The 19,513-nt window shown below is 64.7% G+C and carries 17 protein-coding genes; 8 read left to right on the top strand and 9 right to left on the bottom strand.

Going from position 1 to position 19,513, the window contains the following annotated elements; genetic code table 11:
* Window positions 1-67 precede the first annotated feature (67 nt).
* Genes I6F16_RS11705 through I6F16_RS11695 form a run of 3 tightly spaced genes read right to left on the bottom strand, consistent with a single transcriptional unit; the run spans window position 68 to window position 2,117 of the window.
* Window positions 68-661: a GNAT family N-acetyltransferase gene (locus tag I6F16_RS11705; protein ID WP_225173704.1), complete on the bottom strand. Its 594-nt coding sequence runs from the start codon at window positions 659-661 to the stop codon at window positions 68-70.
* Window positions 658-1,740 carry an alpha/beta fold hydrolase gene (locus tag I6F16_RS11700; RefSeq protein ID WP_225139578.1) on the bottom strand — a complete coding sequence of 361 codons (1,083 nt, stop codon included), beginning with the start codon at window positions 1,738-1,740 and terminating at the stop codon, window positions 658-660. Before I6F16_RS11700 ends, I6F16_RS11705 begins: the two co-directional genes overlap by 4 nt.
* Entirely contained in the window at window positions 1,737-2,117 is a 381-nt protein-coding gene (locus tag I6F16_RS11695; RefSeq protein WP_036004795.1) for a hypothetical protein, read from the bottom strand. The genes I6F16_RS11700 and I6F16_RS11695 overlap by 4 nt, the downstream gene beginning before the upstream one ends.
* 162 nt (window positions 2,118-2,279) lie before the next feature.
* On the opposite strand from I6F16_RS11695, the gene I6F16_RS11690 reads away from it, so the two are divergent.
* Both I6F16_RS11690 and I6F16_RS11685 read left to right on the top strand, forming a co-directional pair.
* Window positions 2,280-3,194 carry an alpha/beta hydrolase gene (locus I6F16_RS11690; RefSeq protein WP_225173703.1) on the top strand — a complete coding sequence of 305 codons (915 nt, stop codon included), beginning with the start codon at window positions 2,280-2,282 and terminating at the stop codon, window positions 3,192-3,194.
* Between the two features lie 122 nt (window positions 3,195-3,316).
* Window positions 3,317-3,778 carry an ester cyclase gene (locus tag I6F16_RS11685; RefSeq protein WP_225127369.1) on the top strand — a complete coding sequence of 154 codons (462 nt, stop codon included), beginning with the start codon at window positions 3,317-3,319 and terminating at the stop codon, window positions 3,776-3,778.
* A 13-nt stretch (window positions 3,779-3,791) separates the two neighbouring features.
* Here the strand turns inward: I6F16_RS11685 and I6F16_RS11680 are convergent, their stop codons facing one another.
* The 6 genes from I6F16_RS11680 to I6F16_RS11655 form a co-directional block, all read right to left on the bottom strand.
* Window positions 3,792-4,466, bottom strand: coding sequence for a spermidine synthase (locus I6F16_RS11680; protein ID WP_109144507.1), 675 nt, complete (start codon window positions 4,464-4,466; stop codon window positions 3,792-3,794).
* Window positions 4,467-4,605: 139 nt separating this feature from the next.
* A complete protein-coding gene (locus I6F16_RS11675) occupies window positions 4,606-7,842 on the bottom strand; it encodes a cytochrome P450 (RefSeq protein WP_225114434.1) in 3,237 nt (1,078 codons plus the stop codon).
* A gap of 132 nt (window positions 7,843-7,974) precedes the next feature.
* Entirely contained in the window at window positions 7,975-8,970 is a 996-nt protein-coding gene (locus tag I6F16_RS11670) for an alpha/beta hydrolase (protein WP_225114433.1), read from the bottom strand.
* Between the two features lie 10 nt (window positions 8,971-8,980).
* On the bottom strand, window positions 8,981-10,531 hold the full coding sequence (locus I6F16_RS11665) for a wax ester/triacylglycerol synthase family O-acyltransferase (RefSeq protein ID WP_036025769.1): 1,551 nt from the start codon (window positions 10,529-10,531) through the stop codon (window positions 8,981-8,983).
* A 45-nt stretch (window positions 10,532-10,576) separates the two neighbouring features.
* Window positions 10,577-11,377, bottom strand: a complete 801-nt coding sequence (locus I6F16_RS11660) for an alpha/beta hydrolase (RefSeq protein ID WP_036004781.1) — start codon at window positions 11,375-11,377, stop codon at window positions 10,577-10,579.
* Complete coding sequence (locus tag I6F16_RS11655; protein WP_036004778.1) at window positions 11,377-11,634, bottom strand: DUF6489 family protein; 258 nt, start codon at window positions 11,632-11,634, stop codon at window positions 11,377-11,379. The genes I6F16_RS11660 and I6F16_RS11655 overlap by 1 nt, the downstream gene beginning before the upstream one ends.
* Before the next feature lie 328 nt (window positions 11,635-11,962).
* Here I6F16_RS11655 and I6F16_RS11650 point away from each other — a divergent pair, with 328 nt between their 5' ends.
* The 6 genes from I6F16_RS11650 (at window position 11,963) to I6F16_RS11625 (ending at window position 19,505) form a co-directional block, all read left to right on the top strand.
* On the top strand, window positions 11,963-13,558 hold the full coding sequence (locus I6F16_RS11650; protein ID WP_225114432.1) for an ABC transporter substrate-binding protein: 1,596 nt from the start codon (window positions 11,963-11,965) through the stop codon (window positions 13,556-13,558).
* A gap of 104 nt (window positions 13,559-13,662) precedes the next feature.
* A complete protein-coding gene (locus I6F16_RS11645; protein ID WP_036025775.1) occupies window positions 13,663-14,643 on the top strand; it encodes an ABC transporter permease in 981 nt (326 codons plus the stop codon).
* An 11-nt stretch (window positions 14,644-14,654) separates the two neighbouring features.
* Complete coding sequence (locus I6F16_RS11640; RefSeq protein WP_036004773.1) at window positions 14,655-15,626, top strand: ABC transporter permease; 972 nt, start codon at window positions 14,655-14,657, stop codon at window positions 15,624-15,626.
* A 13-nt stretch (window positions 15,627-15,639) separates the two neighbouring features.
* Window positions 15,640-16,626, top strand: a complete 987-nt coding sequence (locus I6F16_RS11635) for an ABC transporter ATP-binding protein (RefSeq protein WP_225114431.1) — start codon at window positions 15,640-15,642, stop codon at window positions 16,624-16,626.
* On the top strand, window positions 16,623-17,612 hold the full coding sequence (locus tag I6F16_RS11630) for an oligopeptide/dipeptide ABC transporter ATP-binding protein (RefSeq protein WP_036025780.1): 990 nt from the start codon (window positions 16,623-16,625) through the stop codon (window positions 17,610-17,612). Before I6F16_RS11635 ends, I6F16_RS11630 begins: the two co-directional genes overlap by 4 nt.
* Before the next feature lie 87 nt (window positions 17,613-17,699).
* Complete coding sequence (locus tag I6F16_RS11625; protein ID WP_225114429.1) at window positions 17,700-19,505, top strand: gamma-glutamyltransferase family protein; 1,806 nt, start codon at window positions 17,700-17,702, stop codon at window positions 19,503-19,505.
* The last annotated feature ends 8 nt before the right edge of the window (window positions 19,506-19,513 follow it).

The following is a 19,513-nucleotide window of genomic DNA, read 5'->3' as shown; positions in this document are numbered from 1 at the left end:
GATGCTTCCGTAGCCATGGGGGCACGTGAATGGGTCCGATCCGGACCCAATGTCGGACGCCCCCTGTTTAGTGCTGCACGGCGCCAGGCAGGCCGTAGGCCTCCATCTGAGCCTGGACCTGCGCGATGTTGTGGCCGAGCACGACGATGTCGTGGGTCTTGCCGTCGACGTCCCGGACATGGTCCCGCAGCAGGGCCTCGGCCTTGAAGCCGAGGCTCTCGAACAGGGCGATCGCCGCCTGCTGATCCACCGTCATCTGGACCGAGAGCTTTTCCAGGCCCGCTCCGAGCGCCAGCGCAAAAGTCTCCTGCGACAGCGCCTTGCCCACGCCCTTGCCGCGGACCTCAGGCGAAACCACCATCCGGATCTCACCGACATGAGGCGACCAGGAATGGGGATCGCGCACCAGCGTGCCGCAACCAACGACCCTGCCCTCTCTCACCGCGAGCAGGCTCTGAATAGCTCCGCGCTCGATTTCGTTGACCCAGGCCGACAGCACCTTCGGCTCGCTGATGTTGCGTGGCAGGAACAACAGGTCATGGGTCGGCAGGCCCTTGCCAAAAGCCAGCACCGCGGCCTCGTCCGCGGGCGACATCAGGCGGATCTCGATAGTGCCGGCGTCGGTCTTGACATGGCGCGGATAGGAACGCTGCTCGCTCATATCGATCTCTTTCCCAGCCAGGAATCCAGTTTCGGCCACAGCCGCTTCACCGCGTTGGCGCCGGCAACGAGCGAAACGTGACCGCCCTTCAGGATCACCTCTTCCTTGTCGGTCGAGCCGACCTTGGCGATCAGGTGCTTGGCCGCCTCATAGGGCACGATATGATCGTGCTCGGCGACGGCATGCAGGATCGGCACCGTGATGTTCTCGAGCTTGGCCGCACGGCCGCCGACCGACATGGTGCCGTCGAACAGCTTGTTGTCCCACATCAGGTCCTTGGTGATGGTGCGGAAATATTCGCCGGCGAGCGGCAGCGTGTCGGTCGCCCAGCGATCGAACATGCGGTACGACTTCACGAACTCGTCGTTCCAGATGTTCTCCCAGAGCTGGATCTGGCTCACCGTACGCGAGGCCGGCCGCAGCATCTCGAACGAGGACAGGATCATCTCCGGCGGCACGTTGCCGACGCTGTCGACGAGGTGGTCGACGTCGAAATAGCGGCGATCGGAGAAGTTCGAGAACAGCTTCATCTCTCGGAAGTCGATCGGCGTGGTGAAGCAGATCAGGTTCTTCATCGGCCCGTCCTTGTGGATCGAGCCGTAGAGCAGCGACAGCACGCCGCCAAAGCAATAGCCGATGACCGAGACGTCCTGCTCGCCGGAATCGGCTTGCACGCGGCGGACGCAGTCCGGAATGAAGTCGAGGACATAGTCCTCCATGCGCAGGCTCTTCTCCTCCGGCCTCGGCGCGCTCCAGTCCAGCATGTAGACGTCGTAGCCGCGTTTCAGCAGGAACTCGATGAAGCTCTGGCCGGGCACGAGGTCGAGGATGTAGCCGCGATTGGTGGTTGCCATTACGATCAGCACCGGCACGCGGTAGATCTCGTCCGACATCGGCCGGTAGTGATAGAGGCTCATGGTGCCGCGCGAGTGCAGCACGTCCTTTGGCGTCGAGCCGAGCGAGGGGCCCGAGGTCGAGAAATATTCGACGCCCTTGATGCTGCGCTGAATCGCGCGCTGCACCTCGGACTGGATGCGCTCCGGGATCGAGGCAAGATCAAGTCCCGCCGGCGCGTTCATTTTTGGTCTCCGCCTTCGGACGGCGGACGCTTGGTTCGCGGTGGCCGCGGCGCGGCGCCGGGTTGCGGCGCGCCCGACGTGGCCGACATCTGGCTCAGCATCGACTTGATCTCGCCGAGCTGGCCTTCGATCGACTGGAGCCGTTCCGCGATGCCGGTCATCTGCTCGCGGCTCGGCAGGTTCATCGAGATCAGGTACCTCTCCATAAGATCGCCGAATTGCTTCTGAGCACCTGCAGCAACGCCGCCGGCGCGGTTCATGGCCTGCGAGAATTCGGGCGTCTCCATCGCCTTGGTCGCGAAGGAGTTGAAACCCTTCTCCATTTCGCCAACCATCTTCTGCCACAAGGCGACCGGATCGGTGATCTTGTCGGTCATCGGCGTCCTCCCAATGCGGAGGGCTTTGCACCCTTCTTGTCCCGCCATACCACACCGTTGCGCGGTGCCGGTCAACCGGCAAGCAACCGACGCAACGTCGGAGACGCGGCTTCTTCGTGAAATGAAACCGTGCGATACAGCATCGGTCAGCAGGAGGAACCCGTGACCGCCCATCAACCACCCCAGACCGTCCGCGCCAACGGCATCGACATCTGCTACGAGATCTTCGGCAACGACAATGCCGAGCCGCTGCTGCTGATCATGGGCCTCGGGGCGCAGATGATCCATTGGGACGATGCATTCTGCGAGCAGCTCGCCGCACGCGGCTTCCGCGTGATCCGCTTCGACAATCGCGACATCGGCAAGTCGAGCCATCTCACCGGCGGCAAGCGGCTGACACCGTTCGAGCTGCTGAAGCTGCGCTTCTTGCGCATCCCGGTGGCCGCGACCTACAAGCTGATCGACATGGCAAAGGACACGGTCGGGCTGATGGATGCGCTCGGCATCAAGTCGGCGCATCTCGTCGGGGCGTCCATGGGCGGCATGATCGCGCAGGAGGTGACGCTGTCGTTTCCGCACCGCGTGCGCTCGCTGACCTCGATCATGTCGACGACGGGCAATCCGCGCGTGCCGCCGCCGACGCGCGAGGCCGCCGCGGTGCTGATGGCACCGCCGCCGCGCAGCAAGGAGGAGTTCATCGTCCGCTATGGCCAGACCTGGAAGGTGCTGCGCGCCGGGCATTTCCCGGAAGAGGAAGCGCTCGACCTTGGGCGCGCCGAGCGCGTGTTTGCACGCGGGCTCAATCCGGCCGGCGTCGGCCGCCAGCTCCGCGCCGTGCTTGCCTCGGGCAGCCGCAAGGAGCGGCTGCACGCCGTGAAGGTTCCGACGCTCGTGATTCACGGCACCGTCGATCCGTTGGTCCGCCCCGAAGGCGGCAAGGACACGGCCGCGTCGATCCCGAACGCAAAGCTGCTGATGATCGAGGGCATGGGCCACGCGCTGCCCATGCGCTTCTGGCCGGAAATCATCGACGCGATCGACAAGCACGCGCATGGCGCGGCGGCGCAGGCGGCCTAGGCCGGCCGGTCTCCTCCAGGTGACCATGTGAGCAGCCGGTGCCTGTCTTAACGCGGGTTCCGATGAAGGCTATACAGACCGTCTCAGACGCCAGACAGAGGCTGCGGCCTCTCGGAGCTCACATGCACTTCATCATTCGATCGGCGGCAATGGCCGCTTCCATTCTCATGTTGTCTCTCGCCGGCGGCGCCGCGATGGCGGCCAGCGCGCAGGAAGAAGCCAACCGCCAAACTGTGCTGGCCTTCTATGAGAAGGGCCTCAATCAGAAGGACGCCGACGCCGCCCTCGCCTATGTCGGCAACCGTTACGTCCAGCACAATCCAACCGCTCCCGACGGGCCGGAGGGCTTCCGGAAGTTCATCGGCTTCCTGCGCGAGAAGTTTCCGAACTCGCGCAGCGAGATCAAGCGCAGCTTCGCGGAGGGCGACTTCGTCATCCTGCACGTCCACTCCGTTCGCGAGCCCGGCACCAGGGGCCGCGCGATCGTCGACATCTTCAAGCTGGAGAACGGCAAGATCGTCGAGCATTGGGACGTCATTCAGGAGATTCCTGAAAACCCGGCGAACGGCAACACGATGTTCTAGCCTCGAGGCGCGCCTAGCCTTTCCGCGCGATCCAGATCACGTGGCGCGCGCCGCCGCCTCTGCCGGTGGCGCGAACGTTGACTTCGTTGACGTCGAAGCCGGCGCGCTTGAGGCGCCCTGTGAACGGCGGATTGGGTCCCGACGACCAGACGGCCAGCACGCCTCCCGCCCGCAGCGCCGTCTTCGCAACCTGCAGCCCGCTCGCATCGTAGAGCGCGTCATTGCCCTTCCGGGTCAGCCCTTCGGGCCCGTTGTCGACGTCGAGCAGGATGGCGTCGAAGGCCGAACGCTTCGCCCGGATGATTTCACCGACATCGATCTCGCGAATGCTCACCCTGGCATCATCGAGGCTATCGCCGAAGACCTCGGCCATCGGGCCTCGCGCCCAGGCGACGACCGACGGCACCAACTCGGAGACCACGATCTTCGCCTGGGCTCCGAGCACGGCCAGCGCCGCGCGTAGCGTAAAACCCATGCCGAGACCGCCGATGAGAACGACGGGCTTTGCGACTTTCTCGATCTGCTTCGCGGCAAGGGTTGCCAGCGCCGCTTCCGACCCCGACAGGCGGCTGTTCATCAGCTCGTTGGTGCCGAGCTTGATGGAGAACTCCTTGCCCCGCCGCATCAGGCGGAGCTCCTCGTCGGAACCGGGGATCTTGGCGGTGTCGATCTTTTCCCAGGGAATCATGGGAATGCTTTAGCACGAACAGGATTGTAGGGTGGGTTAGCCGAAGGCGAAACCCACCGCTCGGACAGAATTGGTGGGTTACGCCTAGCGGTTTGCGCTTCGCGCAATCCGCGGGGCTAACCCACCCTACGATCTGCGGCTACGCTCCCGCCCAGACGTCCAGCACATAGCGGTTGTTCGCGCCCATCTCCTCGATCCAGCGCGCGCCTGCCGCAGCATCGCTGCCGCTCTTCTCGCTATGGATCGCGACGAGCGCGGCCTTTACGTCCGGCTCCATCTTCGCGCCATCGCCGCAAACATAGACGATCGCGCCCTGCTCGATCAGCGGCCAGACTTTGTCCTTCTGCGCCGCGAGCACATGCTGCACATAGGTCTTCGGCCCGTCCGCGCGCGAGAACCCCGTGAACAGCTCGGTGATGCCGCTCGCCGCCATCGCCTTCAGCTCCTCCGCGTAGAGAAAATCCTGGTCGGGATGGCGGCAGCCGAAGAACAGCATGGATGGACCGAGGGTGGCTCCCTTCGCCTTGCGCGCCGCGCGCTCCTGGAGGAAGCCGCGGAACGGCGCAAGTCCGGTGCCCGGGCCGATCATGATGATCGGCACGGATGGATCATCCGGCAGGCGGAAGCCCGCCTTGGTCTCGCGCACGGTTGCGTAGATCGTATCGCCCGCCCGCCGGTTGGCGAGATAGTTCGAGCAGATGCCCTTGTAGGTGCCGCGGCCGGAGGCAGCCGGACCTTCGACCACGCCGACCGTGACGCTGCAACGCGCGGGGTCGACCGACGGCGAGGACGAGATCGAGTAATAGCGCGGCGCCAGCAGCGACAGCATTTCGAGATAGACGTGGAACGGTAGTTCGCAAGCCGGATATTCGAGCAGCAGGTCGAACACCGATTTGCGCTTGGCGAGGATCTCACCGCGATAGCGCTCGAGCGGTTCCGCCTCCTCGCCGACGAAGGCCAATAGCTTCGGCTTGGTGACGGGGCAGCGGGTGTGCTCGGCCATGATCTGGATCTGCTTGCGCGTCGCGAGCTGCTGCAGCTCGACGAACTCGCTGAGCAGACGGCCGACCGACACGGCCGCGCCGACCGGCAATTGCGCGCGTCGGCCTTCGGCCACCTGGAGCCTGATCTGATCGGCCGGCAAAAAGCCGAAGCGGCGGGCAACTGAATCAACCAGCGTAGGATCGTTGCGCGGAACGACGCTGAGGTGATCGCCGACGCGGTAGCTGAGGTTGGCCGGCAGCTGCACCTCGATGTGGCGCGTCGAGCGCTCGGAAGCATTCGCGCCGGACTTGTTCTGGAGCTCGTCATTGACCAGCACCTTCATCGCCACTGCGCCGCCCTGGGCGACGATGGTGTTGACGGCGGTCACCGCGACCGGCTCGATTGCATAGAGCGGATCGTCCTCGGCGGCGCGGGTGAAATTCCAGTCGATGCCGAACTCCTTGGTCGCGACTTGCGCGGCCGCCGGGAACCATTTCTGGAACTGGCCGTCGAGATCGCTGCGCGCATCGCCCTCGCCGCGCGGATAGACCGCGCGCGCACCATGCTTCGACAATTGCTCGTCGATGAAGCGCGGCACCGATTGATAGGTCGCGGCCCAGTCGCTGTTGCCGCAGCCGAACACGGCGTAGCGCACACCGGCGAAGGCATCCTTCGGCAGATCCTCGCCGAGCCATTTGACGAACTGCGTCGCATTGTCCGGCGGCGCGCCGTTATAGGAGGCGCAGATGATCAGCACCCCGCCCTCCTGCGGCAGCTTGCCGACATAGTCGTCGAGCGGGCCGAGATGCACGGCAAAACCGTTGATCTCGGCAAGATCGGCCATGCGCGTTGCGAGCTCCTCGGCGGTGCCGAGATTGGAGCCGTAGAGCACCAGCATCGGCGTGTTGTGGCCGGGCCGCGTGGTGGGCTGACGCTGCGCCTTTGGCGCCGAGGACGCAGCGGCAACGGGCCCGCCATAGGCGCCGCGCTCGCGGTCGGCGCGCGGCCGCACCTTGATCTTGAAGCCTTCCGGCTTGATGGTCAGCGTCTCCTTCAGGTGCATCTGGTAGCGCTGGTGGTCGATCAGCTTGAAGCGCTGCAGGATCATGCCGAGCGCGAGCGCTGCCTCGTGCATGGCGAAGCCGCGGCCGATGCAGGCGCGCTGGCCGTTGCCGAACGGCTTCCAGGCATTGATCGGCCGTTTTGCCTCCGCCTCGCGGCTGAAATTCTCGGGGTCGAACGCGTCGGGATTGGGACCCCACACGCTTGGATCACGATGCAGCGCCGTCACCAGGATGGTGACGAACGTTCCCTTCCTGAGCTTGTACTGCCCGCCGCCGATGGTCTCGTCGTTCAGCGGCGAGATGCCGTAGGCCGGCGCCGGCGGCCACAGCCGCAGCGACTCCTTCAGGATCTGCGTGATGTAGGTGAGCTGCGTCACCTGCTGATAGGTCGGCTTGGCGTTGACGTCGGGGCCGAAGACGCGGTCGACCTCGTCATAGGCCTTCTTGAGAATCTCCGGGTGCTTGAGCAGCGCATAGAGCGTGTAGGACAACAGGCCGCTGGTGGTCTCGTGCCCTGCGATCAGGAAGGTGTTGATCTGGTAGCGGATATTGACGTCGTCGAGCTGCTCGCCGGTGGAACGGTCGACGCCGGTCATCATCGCGGCCAGCATGTCCTTCTTGTCGTCGATGCCTTCCGCGCTCTTGCGGCGTTCGGCGATGATCTCGTCGACCATCTTGTTCATGAAAGCGACGTCTTGGGCCAGCGTCTTCCGCCGCTTCTGCATCCAGAGCTGCTCGAACGGCAGGCCGCGCGTCATCATGATGGTTTCGAGCGATCGTACCAGTGACTCGACGAAAGGATGGTAGTCGCGCCGGTAGAACGAGTTGAAGCGGTACTCGAAGCCGCACAGGCCGATCGTATCCAGCGTCAGCGCGGTCATGTCGTGGACGACGTCGATCTCGTCGTCGGCGTTGAGCCGCTCCCATTTCTGGACGAGCTGCTCGGCGATGTCGACCATGCTCGGGTGATAGGACTGCATGGCGCGGTTGCCGAAAGGCTGCAGCAGGATGTTGTGCGCCTTGCTCCAGTTCGGCTCACGGGTGTCGGCGGTGAAGAGGCCGTCGCCGCCGACCGCACGCACGCGCCGCAGCGCGCCGCGCACCGTCTTGTCGAACCGCTTCTCGTCGGAGAGCTCGTCGACGAGATCGTGGCCGGAGACGACGACGATCGGCGAGCCCATCATGTCAAGCCAGAAGATCGGACCGAGCTCCTTGGCAAGCCGCGTCAGGTGCTGCACGGGAGCGGCCGCGTCCAGCGACAGCATATTGCCGACCACTGGCTTGGTCGGCGGCTGCGGAATCGGGTCCAGACGGTTCTTGGATGACATCGAAATGTAGTCCCCCTGCCTCAATGTCGTCGTTGCGAGCGAAGCGAAGCAATCCAGAAATGTATCCGTGGAGGCAGTCTGGATTGCTTCGTCGCCTCGCTCCTCGCAATGACGCGTTCCCAATGACGACCGCTAGCCAAACCGCCTTCTCCGCCACTCGATCAGCTTGGCGCTGACCTCCTCCGGCTTCTCCTGTTGCGTCCAATGGCCGCTGTCCTTCACCAGATACTTCTCGAGATCATCGATCAGTTTCTCCATGCCGTCGGCCGCCGAGGGCGGCAGCACGGCATCATTCTCCGCCATGATCATCAACGAGGGCACGTGGATGTGGTGGTCCAGCCCCTCGGCGCGCTCCCAGTTGCGGGTGAAGTTGCGGTACCAGTTGATGCCGCCAGTGAAGCCGATCTTCGTGAAGGTGTCGACGAACACCTTCTTCTCATCAGCCGACAGGATCGGCGTGCGCGGATCGACCTTGGCGTCGTACGCCGCAATCATCTGCGGGAAAGCCAGGTTGGTCTTCGACGAGGCGCCGACACCCGCGATCGGCGGCTCGTCCGGTTTCGCTGCCGGCTTTGCCAGCGGCTTGCGCATGAAGGCGTCGAAGGTCTGCTCGACGCGGCTGCCGAAGATCTTGTCCGGCTCGCGCGCGGGATCCTGGAACTGGACGATGTACATCTGGTCGCCGTAACGCTGGCGGAACAGCGCGATCGGGTCGATCGGCATGCGGTCCCAATGCGGGGTGTTGACGCCGACGACTCCGGCGACGCGCGTGGGATGCCGCAGCGGCATCTGCCAGACGACGAAGCCGCCCCAGTCGTGGCCGACGAAGATCGCCTTGTCGATCCCGAGATGATCGAGCAGACCGACGAGATCGCCGGTCAGGTGCTCCATGTCATAGGCTTCGACCGGCTCGGGCCGGTCGGTCGCGCCGTAGCCACGCTGGTCGGGCGCGACTACGCGGATGCCGGCCTCGCTTAGTGCCTTGATCTGGTGACGCCAGGAGAATGCGAGCTCCGGCCAGCCGTGGCACAGCACGACCGGCGGTTTGTCATCGGACGGGCCCGCCTCGTAATAGCCCATGCGGATTCCGTTCGTCGTCGCGAACTTGAGCGGCGGCATTTCAATCATTGCAAAGTCCTTACTCGGCGGCGCCCTTGATATCAGCGGCCGGCGGCGTGTACGCCGCCTCCAGCGCGGCGAATTCCTCAGGCAGCATGTCGCACATCACCTGCACATGCGGAATGATGTTGGCACCGACGATAAAGCCGAAATCGAGCTGGTCGCGATAGCTCTGCACGGTGATGTTGAGTGCCTGCCCGTGGGTCGAGATAGACACCGGGAAGATGTGCAAGAGCTCGGCACCGGCGGCATAGAGCGTCTGCCGCGGCCCGGGCACGTTGGACACGGTGATGTTGGCCGCGGGCGGCAGCACGTCGGAGAGGTTCGAGCGGCTGTAGAGCAGCGCCAGAATCTGCACCATGATCGGCGCGCCCAGCATCGAGATGTTGGAGACCTGCGGCATCAAAGCCCGCAAAGGATGCGACATCTCCTTGGACTTGGTTGATTGCGCGATGATCGCTTCCAGCCGCGCCTTGGGATCCTCGATGTTGGTGGCGATCGAGCAGATCATGCCGAACACCTGGTTGTTGGCCTCGGTGTTGCCCTCCTCCCGCAGCGAGATCGGCACCGCTGCGGTCAGGGATTTCGCCGGCAGCGTGCCGTATCGCAGGAGATAGCGGCGGACGACGCCGGAGGCGAGCGCCAGCACCACGTCGTTGAGCTTGCCGCCGGCCTGCTTGGCCAGCGCCTTCGCCCGCGACAGCGGGATCGATACGCCGGCAAAGCTCCGCTCCGAGGAGATCGTCTTGTTGAGCATGGTCGGCGGCGACACCATGCTGGCAAGGCTCTCGCGCGACTTCGGATCGGCGATCTTGCCGAGCACGTCGGAGACGCTCTTGAGCACGGTCGGGATGTTGCCGGCGAAGCGCACCGCGCTCTCGATCTGGTACATAGCGTTGTCGAACAGGATCGAGCCGATATCGCTCTTGCCGGTGCGGGGCAGCTGCAGGTTCTTCGCCGCTTGCGAAGCCTCCAGCGGCTGGCTGAACAGCTGCTGATAGGAGTCGAGCAGGTTGGCGGCGATGTCGCGCGGCTCCTGCCCGGGCTTGCTGCCCGCGGTCGGCGGATCGACCTTCCGCGGGATCGGCGAGATGTCGTAGATCATGTTGGTCAGCGCCGCACCGGCGCCGCCATCGATCGCGGCATGGTGCATCTTGGAATAGAGCCCGACCTCGTTGTCCTTCATGCCCTCGAACACGTAGAACTCCCAGAGCGGACGGGCGCGGTTGAGCAGCTTGGCATGCATCCAGCCGACGATGCGCTCGAGCGTGGCGCGGTCGCGCGGCTGCGGCAGGCTTGCCCGGAAGATGTGGCGGTCGATGTCGAACTGGTCGTCCTCGACCCAGGAGGGATGATCGATGTCGAGCGGCGCCTTCTCCAGCCGCGCCTTGAGAATCGGCGCGATGTGCAGGCGCGAGACGATCATCGCCTTGAACTCTTCGAAGAAATCGCCCTTGTAGTCGTCAGGCAGGCGGAAGATCGCCATGCTGCCGACATGCATCGGCATCTCCGGTGTTTCCAGATAGAGAAACGACGCGTCAAGCGACGACAGCTTCTTACCGTCAGCCATGGTTCCCTCCCGAGTATTCGACGGGCGCCTTGGCGGCGCTTCTCGTCAGGCCGATACTGCCCGGTCCGGCGGGGCATATGCAATGGCAAACGGCCCCGCCCGGTCAAATGGCCGGAAGTCTCCCTCCGGTTGCGCCAGGCGATCCGCCACGGCCCACAGCACCGCCGGGTTCACGCCAAGCCCAATATGGCTCGCCAGGTGCACCTCGATGTTCTCGGCACGGTCGGAGGGGCGCAGCAGACAGGTCCGCCAGTTCACGACGCCGTCGGCGCGCGAATAGATCGACGTTGCCGGCACCGGCAGATCGCCGGCAATCGCCTCGCGTGCTTCCGCATAGTCCTCCACCTTCTCGCCGGATAACGTCTCATAGAGCCGCGTCGCGTGGGTCGCCCGCACATCGTTGGCGAAAGGGCTGCCGAGTGTGACGACGTAGCGGACCTTGTCCGGCGCCCAAAGCGCGAGATCGCGGGCATAGACGCCGCCGAGACTCCAACCGACCAGGCTGACCTTGCGTCCCGTGGCGGCATGGATTTCGGCCAAGCGCATGCGCAGCGAATCCCGCATTCGCCCGAGCCCGCCGAGATTGCGGCCCATCCGCCAGGCATGCGCCGCATAACCGAGCTCGCTGAGATAGCGCCGTATCGGCACCATGGAGAGGTCGCTGGCGAGAAAGCCCGGCAGCGCCAGCACCGGATGGCCATCGCCCCGCGGCGCCCGCATCAGGAGCGGCGACAGCAAGAGGCTCGCATTCAACTCGAATAGCCCACGGGCCTCGGCGAGCAGCAGGCCGAGACCCGGCGGACGAAGCCGGCCTTCTTGCAGCGCCCCGTCCGGCCCGGGCGACACTATTTTTTCTTGTCGCCGCTGCGCGTGCCGCCGAGGCCTGCCATCGCGACGAACATGTCCTGAAACCGCTCGGCGATCTTGGGATCGAAGGTGAACCAGCTCTGGATCAGCGATTCCGGCGAGACCTTCTCGATGTTGCTGAGAACCTGCTGCTGCAGCTTGTCCATCACGGCCGTCTGCATCGGCCCCACATCGGGCAGACCGAAGAACTGGCGGGCCTCAAGGGGGGTGCAGTCGATTTCGATGTTAACCTTCATGTCCCCTCCAGATGAGATTCGAGCGGCCCGTCGGAGTATCACCGCGAGAAGGTCTGCAAGGCAAGCGACCTGAGGGGAAGCCGCTGGGATCGGCTTCCCCAATCGGCTCGTATGGTCAATCAATCAAATTGGCTGGCCCGCGACCCGCGCAGAAGCTCGCCGGCCGGCCGCGGGGGACGCCGGGCAGCATTGCTGCACAGCGGTGCAACTTGGCGCGTTCCTTGCTGGAATGACGCTTGCACGGGTCGAGAACTCTGGGCAACATGGATCGGTCAGCCCCGCCGAACAATCAAAAATCACCGGCGCGGCAGTGTGGAGAGGGTCAAGAATGTCAATCGGTCAAAGTCTGTTTGCGGCGACGCTCGCAGGTACGCTTGCGTTGGCGGTCTCGCCAGCATCGAGCCAGACGCTACGTTATGCCAACCAGGGTGACCTGAAGTCGCTCGACCCCTATACCCTGAACGAGAGCACCACCCACGCCCATCTCGGCCACGTCTATCAGGGCCTCACCGCGCGCGACAAGGACCTCAAGATCATTCCGGCACTGGCGGAAAGCTGGGAAACCCCGGAGCCGACCCGCTGGCGCTTCCATTTGCGCAAGGGCGTGAAATTCCACAACGGCAACCCATTCACCGCCGACGACGTGGTGTTCTCGGCCGATCGCGTCCGCAAGAAGGGGTCGAACATGCAGACCCGCCTTGCGCCCGACGTCAAGGTAGTGAAGGTCGACGACTACACGGTCGACTTCGTCCTGCCCTCGCCCAATCCCATCCTGCACAACGCGTGGGATGTCTGGTACATCATGAACAAGAAATGGGCCGAGGAGAACAACGTCGTCGATCCGACGCCGGTGGCGGCGACCACGCCGAGCTATGCCTCACTGAACGAGAACGGCACCGGTCCCTTCATCATCGAAAGCCATCAGCCCGGCGTGAAGACGGTGTTCAAGGCCAATCCCAATTACTGGGGCAAGGTCGAAGGCAATCTCAAGGAGATCATCTTCACCCCGATCGCTTCCGACGCCACCCGCGTCGCCGCCCTGCTCTCGGGCGAAGTCGACGTCATCGAGCCGGTTCCGATCCAGGACATCTCCCGCGTCGATTCCAGCCCGAACGCCCAGGTGCTGAAGGGACCGGAGCTGCGCACCATCTTCCTCGGCTTTGACCAGATGCGTGACGAGCTGCTCTACTCCAACATCAAGGGCAAGAACCCGTTCAAGGACGTCCGCGTCCGCGAGGCCTTCTACAAGGCGATCGACATCGAGCTGATCAAGACGCGCGTGATGCGCGGGCTGTCGACGCCGTCGGCGCTGATGATCGCACCGGAACTGTTCGTGCTGTCCAAGGAGTTCACGCGGCCGAAATTCGATCCTGACGGCGCCAAGAAGCTCCTGACCGAAGCCGGTTACCCCGACGGCTTCGAGGTCACCATGGACTGCCCGAACGATCGCTACGTCAACGACGCCGCGATCTGCCAGGCCGTGGTCGGCATGCTCGCCCGCATCGGCGTCAAGATCAATCTCCTGGCGCAACCGAAGGCGCAGTACTTCGCCAAGGTGCTGAAGCAGGGCGGCTACCAGACCTCGTTCTACCTTTTGGGCTGGACTCCGAGCACGATGGATTCCCACAACGTGCTCTACGACATCATGGGCTGCCGCGACGATGCGAAATCCTCGCGCGGCGAGGCCAATCTCGGCGGCTATTGCAACAAGGAGTTCGACGCCATCACCGACAAGGTGCTGGTCGAAGCCGACACCACCAAGCGCAACCAGTTGATCAAGCAGGCCTACGAAATCGGCATGAAGGACTGGTCCTACATCCCGCTGCACCAGCAGGCGCTGGCCTGGGGCGTTTCGAAGAAGGTGAACCTGCCGCAGCGCGCCGACAATCTCGTCATGTTCCACTGGGCAACCAAGAAGGAATAGGATCGGTTGAACACGAGGTCCCGGCGGCATCCGCCTTCCGGGACCTTTTCTTTTCCGGCCGCCAAGGACGTCGGCCGTACGCTCACCCAAGGACAGTGGAAGGCATGCTCGCTTTCACGCTTCGCCGCGCCGTTCAGGCCATCGGCGTCATGTTCGCCGTCGGCATCATCGCGTTCTCGATGTTCCGCTTCGCCGGCGACCCCGTCAACCAGATCGTCTCGATCGACACCTCGGCCGCCGAACGCGCGATCGTGCGCAAGTCGCTCGGCCTCGATGACCCCGTGCCGGTGCAGTTCGTGCGCTATTTCGCCGATGCGGCGCAGTTCAAGTTCGGCGTCTCCTACCAGTTCCGCCAGCCGGTCGCGACGCTGTTGATGGAGCGCATGCCCGCGACGCTGGAACTTGCGATCTGTGCGACCGTGTTTGCAATGGTGTTCGGCATCCTGATGGGCGTCTATTCGGCGCTCAAGCGCGATACCGTGCTGGCCAAACTATTCCAGGCGGTCTCGCTGATCGGCATCTCGCTGCCGACCTTCCTGATCGGCATTCTCCTGATCTACCTGTTCGCTGTGACATTGGGCTGGTTGCCCTCGTTCGGCCGCGGCGAGGTGGTCAAGCTCGGCTGGTGGACGACCGGCCTGCTCACGGTGTCGGGACTGAAGGCACTGATCATGCCTTCGATCACGCTCGGCCTGTTCCAGATGACCCTGATCATGCGGCTGGTGCGCGCGGAGATGCTGGAAGTGTTGCGGACCGACTATATCCGCTTCGCCCGCGCGAGGGGGCTGACCACGCGTGCGATCCATTTCGGCCACGCGCTGAAGAACACGCTGATTCCGGTGATCACCGTGGCCGGGCTTCAGTTTGGCTCGGTTATTGCATTTTCGATCATCACCGAAACCGTGTTCCAATGGCCGGGCATGGGGCTTCTGTTCGTCCAGGCCGTGCAAAACGTCGACATTCCGATCATGGCCGCCTACCTGCTGATGGTTTCACTGATCTTCGTCACCATCAATCTGGTGGTCGACATTCTCTACACGGTGGTCGATCCGCGCCTGCGCTCGACCGTCGGTCGCGCCGCATAGGGCAGCCTGCAATGTCCGACGCAGTCGTCTCCAATTCCGACAAGCAGAGCGCGCAGCCGGTGCAGGCCGCCCATGGCTGGTTCAGCCGCACGCTCGACAGCGACTTGTTCTATTCGTTCCGCCGCTCCAAGCTCACCATGGTGGCTGCGGCTATCACGGTCCTGTTCTTCCTGCTTGCGATCTTTGCATCCGTGCTCGCGGTGCAGAACCCGTTCGATCCGGCACAGCTGCAATTGATGAATTCGCGGATTTCACCGCTGTGGACTGCGGACGGCCAGAGCCCGTTCCTGCTCGGCACCGACGAGCAGGGCCGCGATGTGTTCTCCGCGATTCTCTATGGCATGCGCATCTCGCTCGCCGTGGGCGTCGCCGGCGTGATCTTCGCCGGCGCGCTCGGCATCGCCCTCGGCCTGATCGCCGGCTATTTCGGCGGGGCAGTCGACGGCGTGATCATGCGGATCGCCGACGTGCAGCTGACCTTCCCTGCGATCCTGATCGCGCTGCTGGTCAACGGCATCGCGAAGTCGATCCTCGGCAACCGGCTGGACGCCACCAGCATGCTGGTGGTGCTGGTGATCTCGATCGGCCTGAGCTTCTGGGTCGGCTATGCCCGGACGGTGCGCAGCTCCGTGATGGTCGAGAAGAACAAGGACTACGTGGCCGCTGCACAGCTGATCGGCCTGCCGGCGCCGAAGATCATGCTGCGGCACGTGCTGCCGAACACGATGGGCCCGATTCTGGTCATCGCCACCATCAACCTTGCTCTCGCCATCATCACCGAGGCGACGCTGTCCTTCCTCGGCGTCGGCCTGCCCGACACCATGCCCTCGCTCGGCACGCTGATCCGCATCGGCAACAATTATCTGTTCGCCGGCGAATGGTGGATCGTCGCCTTCCCGGGGCTCGCGCTCGCGGCGCTGATCCTGTCGATCAATCTGCTCGGCGACTGGCTGCGCGACGCGCTCAATCCGAAGCTTCGATGAATACGCCTCGTCCATGACCGAACCCGTCCTTTCCGTGTGCGATCTTCACGTGGAGTTTGCCTCCCGCCGCGGCACGCTGCGCGCCATCGACGGCGTCTCCTTCGACATCGCCAAAGGCGAGGTGCTCGGCGTCGTCGGCGAGTCCGGAGCCGGCAAGTCCGTCACCGGCCTCGCGGTGATCGGCCTGATCGATCCGCCCGGCCGCATTGCCGGCGGCGAGATTCATCTCGCGGGCCTGCGCATCGACAATCTGCCGCCGGAGGAGATGCGCCGTATCAGGGGCAAGCGCATCGGCATGATCTTCCAGGATCCGCTGACATCGCTCAATCCGCTGTACAAGGTCGGCGACCAGATCGTGGAGACGATCCGCACCCACCTCAATCTGTCCGAGTCGGCCGCCCGCCGCCGCGCCATCGACCTCCTGGCCGAAGTCGGCATTCCCGCGCCGGAAAAGCGTATCGACGGCTATCCCCACGAGTTTTCCGGTGGCATGCGCCAGCGCGTCGTGATCGCGCTCGCGATCTGTGCCGAGCCCGAGCTGATCATCGCGGACGAGCCGACCACCGCGCTCGATGTCTCCGTGCAGGCCCAGATCATCTCGCTGATCAAGCGGCTCGGACGCGACCACGGCACCGCGGTGATGCTGGTGACGCACGACATGGGCGTGATCGCCGAAACCTCCGACCGCGTCGCGGTGATGTATGCCGGCCGCGTCGCCGAGATCGGCCCGGTGCAGGACGTCGTGAAGAATCCGCTGCATCCTTATGCCAAGGGCCTGATGGGCGCGATCCCGACGCTTGCGGGCGAGGACAAGCGCCTGGTGCAGATCCCGGGCTCGATGCCGCGCCTGTCGGCGATCCCGCGCGGCTGCTCGTTCAATCCGCGCTGCGCCTTCGCCTTCGATCGTTGCCGTGTCGATCGGCCGGAGCCGTTGCCGCGCGGCGCGCAATCGGTGGCCTGCCACCTCTATGACGACGTGCCGGCGGAGAGCGTGGCATGAGTGCTCCCTTCGTCCAGGCCACAAACCTGCGCCGCGTCTTCGACGTCTCGAAACCCTGGCTCAACCGCGTGCTTGAAGGCGGACATCTCGAATATCTCAAGGCAGTCGATCACGTTACCTTCGACATCAGGAAGGGCGAGACGTTTGCCCTGGTCGGCGAGTCCGGCTCCGGCAAGACCACGGTGGCACGCATGGTCGTCGGCCTGCTGCCGCCAAGCGCCGGCGACGTGCTGATCGACGGCGTCTCCATGACGGACCCGCGGCAGGCGCCAGCGCGGCGGAAGCTGCGCCGGCGCATCCAGATGATCTTCCAGGATCCCTATGCGAGCCTGAACCCGCGCTTCCGGGTCGATGCCATCATCTCCGAGCCGATCCGTGCCTTCGACCTGATCCAGGGCGAGCGCGACATCCAGGCTCGCGTCGGCGAGCTGCTCAGCCTCGTCGGCCTGCATCCGGACGACCGGCTGAAATATCCGCACGAATTCTCCGGCGGCCAACGCCAACGCATCGCGATCGCGCGCGCGCTCGCGTCCGACGCCGAATTCATCGTCTGCGACGAGCCGACCTCGGCCCTCGACGTCTCCGTGCAGGCGCAGATCCTGAACCTGATGCGCGACCTCCAGGACAAGTTCGGCCTGACCTACATGTTCATCAGCCACAACCTCGCCGTGGTGCGCCACATGGCGAGCCGCGTCGGCGTGATGTATCTCGGCCGCATCGTCGAGATCGCGGACGGACGCGAGCTGTTCGCAAATCCGCGCATGCCCTACACCAAGATGCTGCTGGGCGCCGTGCCTGATCTTGCCATGAGCGGCCGCCAGCGCATTCCGGTCAAGGGCGAGATCCCCAACCCGATCAATCCGCCCTCCGGCTGCGCCTTCAATCCGCGCTGTCCGCTGGCGTTCGATCTCTGCCGCAAGGAGACCCCGGAACTGATCGACGGCGTCGCCTGCCATGCGGTCAACACCGCGCCGGTCCCGGCGTGACGCGCGCGTGCCATGCAGCCTGCGCATTTGGAAGCGGCGTGGCCCTGTGATCAATTGCGCGCGCCGGAAATAAGGTGGTGAAGTCCCATGGGCAGTAATATCAATCCCGATCCGTTCACGACGAGGCCCGAGATCGAGGGCACGTTCGGGGTCGTCGCCTCGACGCACTGGATTGCGACTGCCGTGGGCATGGCCATCCTGGAAAAGGGCGGCAATGCCTTCGATGCCGGCGTTGCCACCGCCTTCACGCTCCAGGTGGTCGAGCCGCATCTGAACGGTCCCGGCGGCGACGTGCCCATCATCGTGCATGACGTCAAGCGCGGCCGCACCGAGGTAATCTGCGGCCAGGGCCCGGCGCCGGCGCGGGCCACCATCGCGCATTACAGAAGCGAAGGCCTCGACATGGTGCCGGGCACGGGTCTGCTCGCCGCCTGCGTTCCCGGCACCTTCGAATCCTGGATGATGCTGCTGCGCGACTACGGAACGATGCGCGTGCGCGACGTGCTGGAGCCGGCGATCTCCTACGCCCGCGACGGCTATCCGCTGGTCGAGCGCGCCTGCGCCACGATCCAGACCGTCGAGCAGCTGTTCCGCAGGCACTGGCCGACGTCCGCCGCGGTCTACCTCCCGAACAGTGAAGTGCCGAAGCCAGGCACGCTGTTCACCAACAAGACACTGGCTGCGACCTACGCCCGGATCCTGAGCGAGGCGGAAAGCGGCGGCGGTGGCCGCGATGCGGAGATCGAGCGCGCGCGCAAAGCCTGGTCGCAAGGCTTCGTCGCGGAAGCCGTCGACAAGTTCTGCCGAACCCAGGAGGTGATGGACGTCAGCGGCTCGCCACATCGCGGCGTGCTCTCCGCCGACGACATGGCGCGCTGGCAGCCGACAGTCGAGGCGCCGCTCACCTACGATTACGGCCGCTACACGGTCTGCAAGGCCGGCGTATGGAGCCAGGGCCCGGTCACGCTGCAGCAGCTCGCGCTGCTGAAGGGCTTTGCGCTCGACGGCCTCGACCCGACAGGGCCGGAGTTCATCCATCTCCAGATCGAATGCGCCAAGCTCGCCTTCGCCGACCGTGAAAAATTTTACGGCGATCCCAAGTTCAACGAGATCCCGATCGCAACGCTGCTGTCGGATACCTACAACGACGAGCGCCGCAAGCTCGTCACCGACAAGGCTTCGCTCGATTTCATTCCGGGCTCGGTTGAGGGCTTCGGCGGTGTCGTCAAGCTGCGCCGCGCCGAGGGCCAGCGCGAGGCGGTCGGCGCGCTCGGCGCCGGCGAGCCGACTGTGGGCCGCTTCGGCGAGGTCCGCGGCGACACCGTGCATTTCGACATCATCGACAGGGACGGCAACATGGTGTCGTCGACGCCGTCGGGCGGCTGGCTGCAATCCTCACCGATCATTCCCGAGCTCGGCTTTTGCCTCGGCAGCCGCGCTCAGATGTTCTGGCTGGAGGAAGGCCATCCCGCCGCGCTCGCGCCGGGGAAGCGGCCGCGCACCACCCTCTCTCCGACCATGGCGCTGCGCGATGGCGAGCCCTACCTGGCCTGGGGCTCGCCCGGCGGCGATCAGCAGGACCAGTGGATCACGCAATTCTTCCTGCGCCACGTCCATTGCAACTTCAATCTCCAGGAAGCGATCGACGCGCCGGCCTGGCATTCCGAGCATTTCCCGATCTCGTTCTGGCCTCGCACCGCGCGTCCCGGGGTGCTCGTGGTCGAGAACCGCGTGCCGAAGGCAACCATCGAGAACCTGCGCGAGCGCGGGCATATCGTCGAGGTCGGGCCGGACTGGTCGGAAGGACGCCTCACCGCGGCCTCACGCGTCGGAGTACGCCGGCGCGCCGCCGCCAATCCGCGCGGCATGCAGGGCTACGCGGCGGGGCGCTGAAGGCAGCA

It is taken from the genome of Bradyrhizobium sp. IC4060 (assembly GCF_020193715.1).
In the GTDB taxonomy this organism is placed as follows: domain Bacteria; phylum Pseudomonadota; class Alphaproteobacteria; order Rhizobiales; family Xanthobacteraceae; genus Bradyrhizobium; species Bradyrhizobium yuanmingense.
This window is presented reverse-complemented; position numbering and strand designations above follow the sequence as displayed.

Excerpts from the sequence above, each read along its gene's own strand:
- I6F16_RS11645 (WP_036025775.1), top strand. The coding sequence starts at position 13,663 with ATGCTCGCTTTCACGCTTCGCCGCGCCGTTCAGGCCATCGGCGTCATG.
- I6F16_RS11670 (WP_225114433.1), bottom strand. The coding sequence starts at position 8,970 with ATGATTGAAATGCCGCCGCTCAAGTTCGCGACGACGAACGGAATCCGC.
- I6F16_RS11680 (WP_109144507.1), bottom strand. The coding sequence starts at position 4,466 with ATGATTCCCTGGGAAAAGATCGACACCGCCAAGATCCCCGGTTCCGAC.
- I6F16_RS11700 (WP_225139578.1), bottom strand. The coding sequence starts at position 1,740 with ATGAACGCGCCGGCGGGACTTGATCTTGCCTCGATCCCGGAGCGCATC.
- I6F16_RS11695 (WP_036004795.1), bottom strand. The coding sequence starts at position 2,117 with ATGACCGACAAGATCACCGATCCGGTCGCCTTGTGGCAGAAGATGGTT.
- I6F16_RS11705 (WP_225173704.1), bottom strand. The coding sequence starts at position 661 with ATGAGCGAGCAGCGTTCCTATCCGCGCCATGTCAAGACCGACGCCGGC.
- I6F16_RS11625 (WP_225114429.1), top strand. The coding sequence starts at position 17,700 with ATGGGCAGTAATATCAATCCCGATCCGTTCACGACGAGGCCCGAGATC.
- I6F16_RS11685 (WP_225127369.1), top strand. The coding sequence starts at position 3,317 with ATGCACTTCATCATTCGATCGGCGGCAATGGCCGCTTCCATTCTCATG.
- I6F16_RS11675 (WP_225114434.1), bottom strand. The coding sequence starts at position 7,842 with ATGTCATCCAAGAACCGTCTGGACCCGATTCCGCAGCCGCCGACCAAG.
- I6F16_RS11635 (WP_225114431.1), top strand. The coding sequence starts at position 15,640 with ATGACCGAACCCGTCCTTTCCGTGTGCGATCTTCACGTGGAGTTTGCC.
- I6F16_RS11665 (WP_036025769.1), bottom strand. The coding sequence starts at position 10,531 with ATGGCTGACGGTAAGAAGCTGTCGTCGCTTGACGCGTCGTTTCTCTAT.
- I6F16_RS11630 (WP_036025780.1), top strand. The coding sequence starts at position 16,623 with ATGAGTGCTCCCTTCGTCCAGGCCACAAACCTGCGCCGCGTCTTCGAC.
- I6F16_RS11655 (WP_036004778.1), bottom strand. The coding sequence starts at position 11,634 with ATGAAGGTTAACATCGAAATCGACTGCACCCCCCTTGAGGCCCGCCAG.
- I6F16_RS11640 (WP_036004773.1), top strand. The coding sequence starts at position 14,655 with ATGTCCGACGCAGTCGTCTCCAATTCCGACAAGCAGAGCGCGCAGCCG.
- I6F16_RS11650 (WP_225114432.1), top strand. The coding sequence starts at position 11,963 with ATGTCAATCGGTCAAAGTCTGTTTGCGGCGACGCTCGCAGGTACGCTT.